Consider the following 8,696-nt stretch of genomic DNA (forward strand, 5'->3'; position numbering starts at 1 on the left):
CCACGACTCCTTGATCAGGAGCTACGAAAAAGGTAACGGGGGCTGCCGCCCACGCGGGGGAGCCGGCACCGCGTCCACCAGTCCTGGAGCGCCACGTCGGACACCGTTCCCGCAACCGGCCGCCAACGTCGAACGGGGTGGTGCACCGGCGAGAACCGGTGCACCACCCCGTCTTCCGACCGGCCGCGATGGACGCGTACCGGCCCGAGGCGTCAGGCCTTGGTGGCCTTGAACAGGCGGCCCGTCGGGAAGCGGTGCGGCAGGCACTCGACCGACGAGAAGCCGGCGTCGGACAGCTTGGCGGTCCACTCCTCCTCGGTGAGGAGACGACGACGCATGAACTGCTTGTGGTAGTAGCTCACGATCGCGCTGAACCGCCGCTCCCGCGTGTTCTTCACGTACGGCACGGCGTCGGTGATGGCCATCATGCCACCCGACCGCAGGCCCTCCCGGCAGTTGGCGAGCACGGCGTCGGCGACCTGCTCCTCGTCGGGCATCATGTCGTGGAAGACGAAGCCCGCGTGCACCACGTCAGCACCCTGCACCGGCGTGGGGTCCTCGGCGACCGACTGGATCGGTGCCTCGATGACGGTGAGCCGGTCGGCCACGCCGGCACGCTCGGCGGCCCGGACGGCCTCCTCGCAGGACGGGCCGTCCAGGTCCAGTGCCACCGCCGTGGTCTCCGGGAGCTGGAGCATGATCTCGATCAGCAGCCGGGCGGTGCCGGCACCCAGGTCAACGACCCGGGAGGGACGGGCGTCGAGGATCGTCTGCAGGGCGACCGGGTAGAAGCCCTTCGACCCCATCCACTCCGAGGACACCGCGACCTGCCGGCCGTCCCGCGGGTACTTCGCCCTCGAGTCCAGCGGAGCGCGCAGGAACTCCACGGCGTTGTTCACGAACGGGCGGTTGGCGTTCATCGCCCACGACAGGTAGCCCGCCTCGTACTGGATCTGGTCGAAGTCGTCGGCGACCCGGAGGCTGCCCTCCTCGCTGGACGAGTCCACCATGATGCCGGCGGAGGACATCGCCTCCAGGTAGTTGGCCACGCCCTCCTCGGGGAGGTCCAGCTCGGCCGCCAACTTCGCGGCGGTGACGCTCTGCCCCTGGTCGATGTAGGGAAGCAGACCGAGGCGGTCCCCGATCTCGAGCAGGGCCGCCGCGCCTGCCGCGTCGGCCGCGGTCTCCCGGAGGCTCGCCGCGTTGCTGGTCTGTACCTGGTCAGCGGTAGACATCTCTTGTTTCCTTTCGCGGGCGGACCCGGGACGTGACCGGGGCTTTCCCTCGGGTTGGTGCGGTTATCGATGGGCGTCGCGTCTCCACGGCACGTGCTTCCCGGGAGGCGACGAGGTGATCAGCCGACCGGCAGGACCCAGCCGTGCCGGTCGGGGACCAGTCCGTGTTGGATGTCGAGCAGTGCGGTTCGCAGCCGGGTGGCGATCGGTCCCGGACGTCCCCCGTTGACCGCCCAGTCACCGGACGCGGATCGGACGGTCCCGACGGGCGTCACCACGGCGGCCGTACCGCAGGCGAAGACCTCGCGCAGTGAGCCGTCGCCAGCCCACCCGCGCCACTCCGCCACGCTGACCGGTTCCTCGGACGTGGGGTAGCCGAGATCCCTGGCGATCGTGATCAGCGAGTCCCGGGTCATGCCCGGCAGGATCGTGCCGCCCAGCGGGGGCGTCAGCAGGCGGGGCGAGTCCTCGGGGCCCACGGCGAAGAACAGGTTCATCCCGCCCATCTCCTCGACCCAGCGCCGCTCCACCGCGTCCAACCACACGACCTGGTCGCAGCCCCGTTCCCTCGCCTGCTCCTGCGCGAGCAGGCTCGCGGCGTAGTTGCCGGGAGTCTTGGCCTCGCCGGTGCCACCCGGTGCGGCCCGCACGTAGTCCTCGCAGATCCAGACGGTCCTGGGCCGGAGTTCGCCGGGGAAGAAGTTGTCGGTGACGAAGGCGATCAGCAGGAAGAGGTATTCACGGGCCGGGCGCAGGTCCAGGTCCGCCTCGGTCGCCATCAGGACCGGGCGCAGGTAGAGGCTCTTGCCGACCTCGCTGGGCACCCAGTCCCGGTCGGCGCGCACCAGTTCCACCAGGGCGTCGGTGAACAGCTCCGTTGGCATCTCCGGCATCGCCAGCCTGGCCGCCGACCGCTGGAGGCGTCTGGCCGCCGCGTCGGGGCGGAAGATCCCGACCTCACCGTCGGCGAGCGAGTACGCCTTCAGCCCCTCGAACACGATCTGCCCGTAGTGCACCCCCACCGTCGCCGGATCGATCTCCAGGCCGCGGTACGGGCTGACCCGGGCGTCGTGCCAGCCGGTGCCCTCGGTCCACCGGATCGTCACCATGTGTTCGGTGAGCACCCGGCCGAACCCCGGACTGCGCATGCGCTCGTCCCGAGCGGCCGCGTCGAGGCGCTCGGCCGGGGGCACGTGGGCGGTCTCGAACGGCAGGGACACGGGGGCGGCGGTCGGTGTTGGCTGGTTCATCTGTCTCCCAGGACGAGTGGGCGTCGAGGCGGGCCGACGCGGGAGGTGGCGGTTCCGCTCGGGTGAGAGCCGACGGGGGCGCTCACCGGGGGGCGGGGTGGTCGTGGAACCCCCTCCCCGCCTTGCGCCCCAGGGCGCCCTGCCCGACCAGGTCGTCGAGCAGGCGGCAGGGGGTGAACCGGTCGTCGCCGGTGTGCTCCAGGAGCACCAGGAGCGAGTCGCGGATCGTGTCGAGGCCAATCAGGTCGGCGGTGCGGAGCGGGCCCATCGGATGCCCGAAGCACTCCCGGAAGATCTGGTCGACGGCGTCGGCGTCGGCGGTACCCTCCTCGACGACGCGGGCCGCCTCGTTGACCGTCAACATCAACACCCGGTTCGACACGAACCCCGGGGCGTCTCCCACCACCACGCCGCTCTTGCCGAGGCTCGCCAGCAGAGCCAGGGCGCGATCCACAGTAGGCTGGGAGGTCGTGGGGGCCCGCACCACCTCCACCGTCGGCTTCAGCGGAGCGGGGTTCATGAAGTGCATGCCGATCACGCGGTCGGCCCGCCCGGTGAACGAAGCCAGGCGCGTGACCGGGATCGCCGAGGTGCAGGATGCGAACACCGTCGGGGGCGGGCACACCTCGTCGAGGCCGGCCAGCACCGCCCTCTTCACCGGAACGCGTTCGAAGGCGCACTCGATGACGAACCCGGCGCCCGAGAGATCGGCCAACCGGTCGGTCCACACGACCTCGCCAGTCGCGTCCGCTGGCCGCGACCGCCCCGCACCGGATCCGGCCAACAGCCGCATCCGCAGTGCGTCCCGCAGTCTCCGCGGCCCGGCCGCCAACGCGCCCGGGTCGTCGTCGACCACCACGACCGGGTAGCCGGCCTCGGCGAGGCACTGGGTGATCCCCACGCCCATCGTGCCCGCTCCGACGACCCCCACCACGCCGGGCGGCCGCTCCGCGTCGTCGTTCCGTTCACTCATGTCCCGACCTCCACCACGAGGGCGACCTCGTCCCCGACTGGGCCGAGCACCTCGTCTGGCCACCAGTGCCGCACCGTTCCCGCCATGTCAGAGCGCTCCTCCGCCGTCCGGCCTGGCCGAGGAACGCAGGAGGTGGTCGCCGATGCGCACCTCCGAAACCTCGTCGGCACCCTCGATGATCTGCATGATCTTGGCGTCGCGGAAGAACCTGCCGGCCACGGAGTCACCGGCGCACCCGGCGGCTCCGAGCAGCTGCACTGCCGTCCCGCTGACGGTCGCGGCGGCGCGCGCCGCCGCGTACTTGGCCGTCACCGTGGCCACCAGCGCCTCCGGGGTCCGCTCGTCCCGCGACGTCGTCGCTCGTTCGCACAACGCCCTGGCCGAGGCGACCGCGACCGCCGCCCGACCGAGCATCGCCCGGACCACCGGGTTCTCCCGCAACAGGACCCCGCCCTGGTCACGCCCGGCGACCCGCTCCACAGCCGCCCGCAGGCAGGCGTCAGCCATGCCGACACACCCCCAGGCCACCGTGAACCTCCCGTGGTCCAACGCCGTGGCCACCACGTGGGACAGGCCGAACCCGGCCGGCGCGACCTGGTTGGCCACCGGGACCCGCACGCTGTCGAGGACGAGGTCGGCCAGCCGCGCCGAACGCATTCCCAACGGATCCCGGATCGGCACCCGCTCGAGACCCGCCCGGTCGGCCTCCACCAACACCGTCACCGGGCCGGCCGCAGTGGTCCCGAGAACCAGGAGGACATCCGCCGAGGAGCCGAAGGTCACCCACACCTTGCGGCCGCTGATGACCAACTCGTCGCCGTCCCGTTCCACCGTGGTGGACACCGCGCCCAGCTCCGTGCCGGCCTCCGGCTCGGTGGCTGCGAAACCGGCCACCAGCTCACCGGAGACGAGTCGGGGAATCCAGTGGTCCCGCTGCTCGGCCGTTCCCCAACGCAGCAGCGCCGCGAGCACCATCTCCTGCACCGTCAGCAGCCCGCGAGCGCCGGTGCAACCGCGCCCCAGGCGTTCGGCGAGCGCGCCGAGGTCGCGGGCGGAACCGTCGTCGCCGCCGTGCACCGCTGGCACGGCGACACCGAACGCCCCGCATCGCGCCAGCGCGTCGACCGCCTCCCGGGGGAACGTGCCGAGCCTGTCCCGGTCCGGGGCACCGGTCAGCACCTGCTCCAGGACGTTGTCCGGATCCATCTCATCCCCAAGTCGTGAACCGCCCGACGGGTGTCCCTACTCCGACGACTGCCGCTCCGTCACGCCGTCCGCCGTCCCGGAAGTCGGGTCCAGTTTCCGCCGCACGAAACCCACTACGCGCGCGATTGTCCGGAAGTTGTCGAGATCGAGGTCCTCGACCTCCACGGTGATGCCGAAACTCCGCTCGACATACGTGACCAACTCCAGCGCCAGGAGTGAGTTCAGGTAACCGAGGCTGAAATAGTCCTCATCGGCCTCGATGGCGCGGTCAACACCCGCGGTTGAGAAGAAAACGCGCACTGTGGACGTTATATCAGCCGTGGAAAGCCGTTCCTTTTCGTTCTCGATCACTCCGGGTGCCCCTTTGCTGGGAAACTGTGCTGCACGCTAGCAGCGGTACCCGCGCGGAACGAGGACCTTTGGCCGTCCGTGAAACGTCCTGTTGGTGTGGAACAGCTGGTACCACGCGCCGCGACGGTGAGGTAAACATGGCGTGGAAAGTGGGGTAATCCTCCCGTTCCACGCGGTGGGCGCGGCACGGCTGAGGGTTCATGGAGGTGAGGGCAATGCCGTTCGCGGTCACCGCCGGGACGCCGCCGGGAGCGGGTCGGGACTCCTCGACGCCACGACACCGCGGGGGAGACGCTCGTGACCGGTGACCAGCACGCCCAACGGCCACCCGTCACCCTCGGGCCCCTCGGTACCTGGTTCCCCGGCACCAGCGTCGAGGTGACGGACCTCCCCGAGCTGGCGGACCTGCCGCCCGCCCGCCGGCAGCACGCGCTCTCGCTCGGCATCGACCGGGTCCACGACGCCGGAGACCTCAGCGAGGTCGATCTCGCCGAACGCGCCGCCCGCGACGCGCTCACCCGCACCGGGATCGGCCCCGACCAGGTGGACGTGCTGCTCTACGTGCAGGGCAGGGCACCGGAGTACCTGCTGTCCTCGGAGGCCACCCGCCTCCAGGCGAGGCTCGGCACGCATGCGGCGTTGACCGTCGGTGTCGGCGAACTCGGCTGCGTCTCGGTGTCGGCGGCGTTCACCCTGGCTGCCGCCCTCCTGCGGGGGGATCCACGACACCGGCGCGTGCTGGTGGTCACCGCCGGGAAGGCCGCCACCACCGCCCGGTACCGCGCACCCATGACGATCCTCGGCGACGGCGCGGCCGCCGTCGTGGTCTCGCGCGAGACCACCGGGCGGTACCACCTCGTCGACCACGAACTCCGCAGCGACGGCAGGTACTCGGACCTGTTCCGCATCAACTACCGCGACCGCCCACAACCCCAGTGGGCCGAGGAGTGCGCCGACGAGGCCACCTACTCCTTCCGGCTCGCCGTCGAGAGCCGGAACCGCTTCACCGAGACCAACGCCGCGGTCCTCGACCGCAACGGCATCCCCGTGAGCGCCCTGGGGGCCGTCCTCATGCAGAACCTCGCCGTCGGTGCTTTCCGGTTCTGGGAGGAAGCGCTGGACCTCCCGATCGACCCGGTGTGCGCGGACAACCTCGCCGGACACGGTCACCTGGGTTCCCTCGACGTCCTGCTCAACCTGGAGGCCAAGGCCGCCTCGCTCGCCCCCGGCACGCCGGTCCTCGTCATGAACAGCAGCCCGGTGGCCGCCTGGAGCTCGGCCCTGTTCCGGCGTGCGGTCGACTCCGACCAGCGGGAAGCGGGTCTCCGGTGACCGGACGACCCCCCACCGGCCCTCCTGCACTGCGCCGCGTCCTCGACCATCTCACCCGGCTGCCCGAGCTGCCCGCGGTGGTGTGCGGGTCGACGACCCTCAGCTACCGGGAACTGGGGAACCTCTCCGCCGCGCTGGCCCGCAGGCTGTGGGAGGTCGGCGTCCGACCAGGACACACCGTCGTCCTGCGGCTCCCGCAGAGCGCCGAGGCGGTGGCGGCCGTGCTGGCCGTGCTGCGGATCGGCGCCTGCGCCGCCACCGTCGCACCCACCCAACCCACCGCCCAGCTCCAAGCGATCGCGGCGGCCACCAGGCTCACCGCGGTCGTCCACTCCGGTGGCGACGACCCCCTCCCCACCGCAGGGCTCGACCCGGCCGCGACGAGTGCCGTCACGCTCGTCGACCTCGACCAGGTACCGGACTCCGCCCCAGCCGTCCCCGAGCCGGTGCTACCCGCCGCCGCGCCCGCCTACCTGGTGCTCACCTCGGGAACCAGCGGCATCCCCAAAGCGGTCGTGCTCCGCTGGACCGAGTTCGACGCCTACGTGACATCGAAAGACGGGCCGGCCACCCACGGACGGCTGATCCTGGCCTGCTGCCGGCTGTCCTGGGACGCCGGCATCGGGTACCTCATCAAGGCCCTCGCCGAGGGAACCACGATCGCGCTGCCCGACGAGTCCCAGCTCCGCGACGCCGAGGCGACCGCCGAGCTCGCCGAGCGGGTCCGCGCGGAGGTGATCTTCTCCCCGACCTCCTACCACGAGCTGCTGCTCGACCACGCGGACCTGATCGGCCAGCACGCTCGCGTCGTCCTCCTCGGAGGGGAGGAACTCACGGTGGGACTGGCACGCCGACACCTCGACAGGCTGCCCCACGTCGAACTGTGGAACGGCTACGGCCCGGCCGAGACGACCGTCATGGTCTCCAGCCACCACGTCACCTCGGCCACCGTCGATGCGGCCAACCGGGGTGGAGCCCCGATCCCGATAGGACACGGGGGGAACGGGGGCACCACCAGGCTCCTCGACCCCCGGCTCAACCCCACGCCCCCCGGTGAGACGGGCGAGCTCTACCTGGGCGGAGCACAGGTGGCCCTGGGCTACCTCGGTCAGCCCTCGTTGACTGCCGCCCGGTTCGTCGCCGACCCCATGGGCTCGCCGGGAGCGCGGATGTACCGGACCGGGGACCTCGCGGTGCGGGACGCCGGTACCGGCGACCTGGTCTTCCGCGGCAGGACCGACCGTCAGATCAAGCTCCGAGGAGCCAGGGTCGAACTGGCCGGTGTGGAAGCCGTCCTCAACCGTCACCCCAGCGTCCGCACCGCGGTCGTCCTGCCCGTCACCGGCGACGCCGGCACCGAACTGGTCGCCTGGTGCGTCCCCGACGAAGCCCACCCCGGGGAGATCGTGCCCGCCGACCTGCGACGGCACTGCGCCGACCTGCTCGTCGAACAGGCGGTGCCCAGCAGGTTCCTCCCCCTGGCCTCGGTTCCGCTGACCTCCAACGGCAAGACCGACGGCGCCGCGCTCCGAGCCCAGCTCGCGACCCCGACACCGGAGGACCCACCCGCCTCGCCGTCCGGGGAGGACCAGGGCCACCCGGACGAGGAGGAGACCGGCCGGTCCCGGGTGCGCCGCCTGGTCACCGAACACTGGGCCGCGGTCCTCGGCCACCGCGACTTCCGCACCACCGACGACTTCTTCCGCCTCGGCGGCAACTCCCGCCGGGTCGTCGACCTGCACCTGCGCCTCCAACAGGACTGGCCGGACACCGTCCGGGTGGGCGAGCTGTTCGACCTCGTCACCATCGACCTGCTGACGGACGCCATCGCCGAACGCATCGGCGAGGAGGCTCCGCCCACCCCCGACCAGCGACCCACCTCGGTAGAGCTCTGAGCGCCACTGGAAGGGAACAGCGATGACTGCACACGAGCCAGTTCCCGACTCCGACGCAGTGGCCGTGATCGGACTGTCGCTGCGGCTACCAGAGGCGGACACCCTCGCCCAGTTCCGGGACAACCTCCGTTCCGGGCGGGATTCGGTGCGCGCCCTCCCCGAACGCCGGATGACCGACACCGGCCTGCGCTCCGACACCGGCCACGCACCGATGGGGTACCAGGAGGACATCACCTCCTTCGACCACGGGTTCTTCGGGATGTCCCGACGAGAGGCCGAGCTGCTCGACCCGCAGCACAGGTTGGCCCTCACCCTGGCCCACGAGGCGGTGGAGGGCGCCGGCTACGCACCGTCGAAGCTGCGGGGCAGCGACACCGCCACGATCTTCAGCCTTCCCTCTCCCGAGTACCAGCACCTGGTCCGGGACTCCAGCACCCTCAGCGCCATCGGCAAC

At 71.4% G+C, this 8,696-nt stretch carries 8 protein-coding genes; 3 read left to right on the top strand and 5 right to left on the bottom strand.

Going from position 1 to position 8,696, the window contains the following annotated elements; genetic code table 11:
- Positions 1–212: 212 nt before the first annotated feature.
- The 5 genes from ACTIDRAF_RS0204115 to ACTIDRAF_RS0204140 all read right to left on the bottom strand — a co-directional run bounded on the left by ACTIDRAF_RS0204115 (position 213) and on the right by ACTIDRAF_RS0204140 (position 5,015).
- Positions 213–1,235, bottom strand: coding sequence for a class I SAM-dependent methyltransferase (locus ACTIDRAF_RS0204115; RefSeq protein ID WP_016697444.1), 1,023 nt, complete (start codon positions 1,233–1,235; stop codon positions 213–215).
- A 119-nt stretch (positions 1,236–1,354) separates the two neighbouring features.
- A complete protein-coding gene (locus ACTIDRAF_RS0204120) occupies positions 1,355–2,485 on the bottom strand; it encodes a branched-chain amino acid aminotransferase (protein WP_083886085.1) in 1,131 nt (376 codons plus the stop codon).
- A gap of 82 nt (positions 2,486–2,567) precedes the next feature.
- Positions 2,568–3,458, bottom strand: a complete 891-nt coding sequence (locus ACTIDRAF_RS0204125) for a 3-hydroxyacyl-CoA dehydrogenase family protein (RefSeq protein WP_016697446.1) — start codon at positions 3,456–3,458, stop codon at positions 2,568–2,570.
- Positions 3,459–3,545: 87 nt separating this feature from the next.
- On the bottom strand, positions 3,546–4,664 hold the full coding sequence (locus ACTIDRAF_RS0204135; RefSeq protein ID WP_016697448.1) for an acyl-CoA dehydrogenase family protein: 1,119 nt from the start codon (positions 4,662–4,664) through the stop codon (positions 3,546–3,548).
- A 36-nt stretch (positions 4,665–4,700) separates the two neighbouring features.
- Complete coding sequence (locus tag ACTIDRAF_RS0204140) at positions 4,701–5,015, bottom strand: phosphopantetheine-binding protein (protein ID WP_157162831.1); 315 nt, start codon at positions 5,013–5,015, stop codon at positions 4,701–4,703.
- Positions 5,016–5,312: 297 nt separating this feature from the next.
- On the opposite strand from ACTIDRAF_RS0204140, the gene ACTIDRAF_RS0204145 reads away from it, so the two are divergent.
- From ACTIDRAF_RS0204145 to ACTIDRAF_RS0204155, 3 genes are all read left to right on the top strand, one after another.
- On the top strand, positions 5,313–6,347 hold the full coding sequence (locus tag ACTIDRAF_RS0204145) for a hypothetical protein (protein WP_016697450.1): 1,035 nt from the start codon (positions 5,313–5,315) through the stop codon (positions 6,345–6,347).
- Entirely contained in the window at positions 6,344–8,242 is a 1,899-nt protein-coding gene (locus ACTIDRAF_RS27155; RefSeq protein ID WP_016697451.1) for a non-ribosomal peptide synthetase, read from the top strand. The genes ACTIDRAF_RS0204145 and ACTIDRAF_RS27155 overlap by 4 nt, the downstream gene beginning before the upstream one ends.
- 22 nt (positions 8,243–8,264) lie before the next feature.
- Positions 8,265–8,696, top strand: a 432-nt coding sequence (locus tag ACTIDRAF_RS0204155; protein WP_280956862.1) for a beta-ketoacyl synthase N-terminal-like domain-containing protein, incomplete at its 3' end; no start/stop codon positions are given.

This window comes from Actinoalloteichus spitiensis RMV-1378 (assembly GCF_000239155.1).
Taxonomy (GTDB): Bacteria; Actinomycetota; Actinomycetes; order Mycobacteriales; family Pseudonocardiaceae; genus Actinoalloteichus_B; species Actinoalloteichus_B spitiensis.

Bases quoted from the DNA above. Each gene is read 5' to 3' on its own strand.
- ACTIDRAF_RS0204115 (WP_016697444.1), bottom strand. From the start codon at position 1,235: ATGTCTACCGCTGACCAGGTACAGACCAGCAACGCGGCGAGCCTCCGG.
- ACTIDRAF_RS0204120 (WP_083886085.1), bottom strand. From the start codon at position 2,485: ATGAACCAGCCAACACCGACCGCCGCCCCCGTGTCCCTGCCGTTCGAG.
- ACTIDRAF_RS0204125 (WP_016697446.1), bottom strand. From the start codon at position 3,458: ATGAGTGAACGGAACGACGACGCGGAGCGGCCGCCCGGCGTGGTGGGG.
- ACTIDRAF_RS0204135 (WP_016697448.1), bottom strand. From the start codon at position 4,664: ATGGATCCGGACAACGTCCTGGAGCAGGTGCTGACCGGTGCCCCGGAC.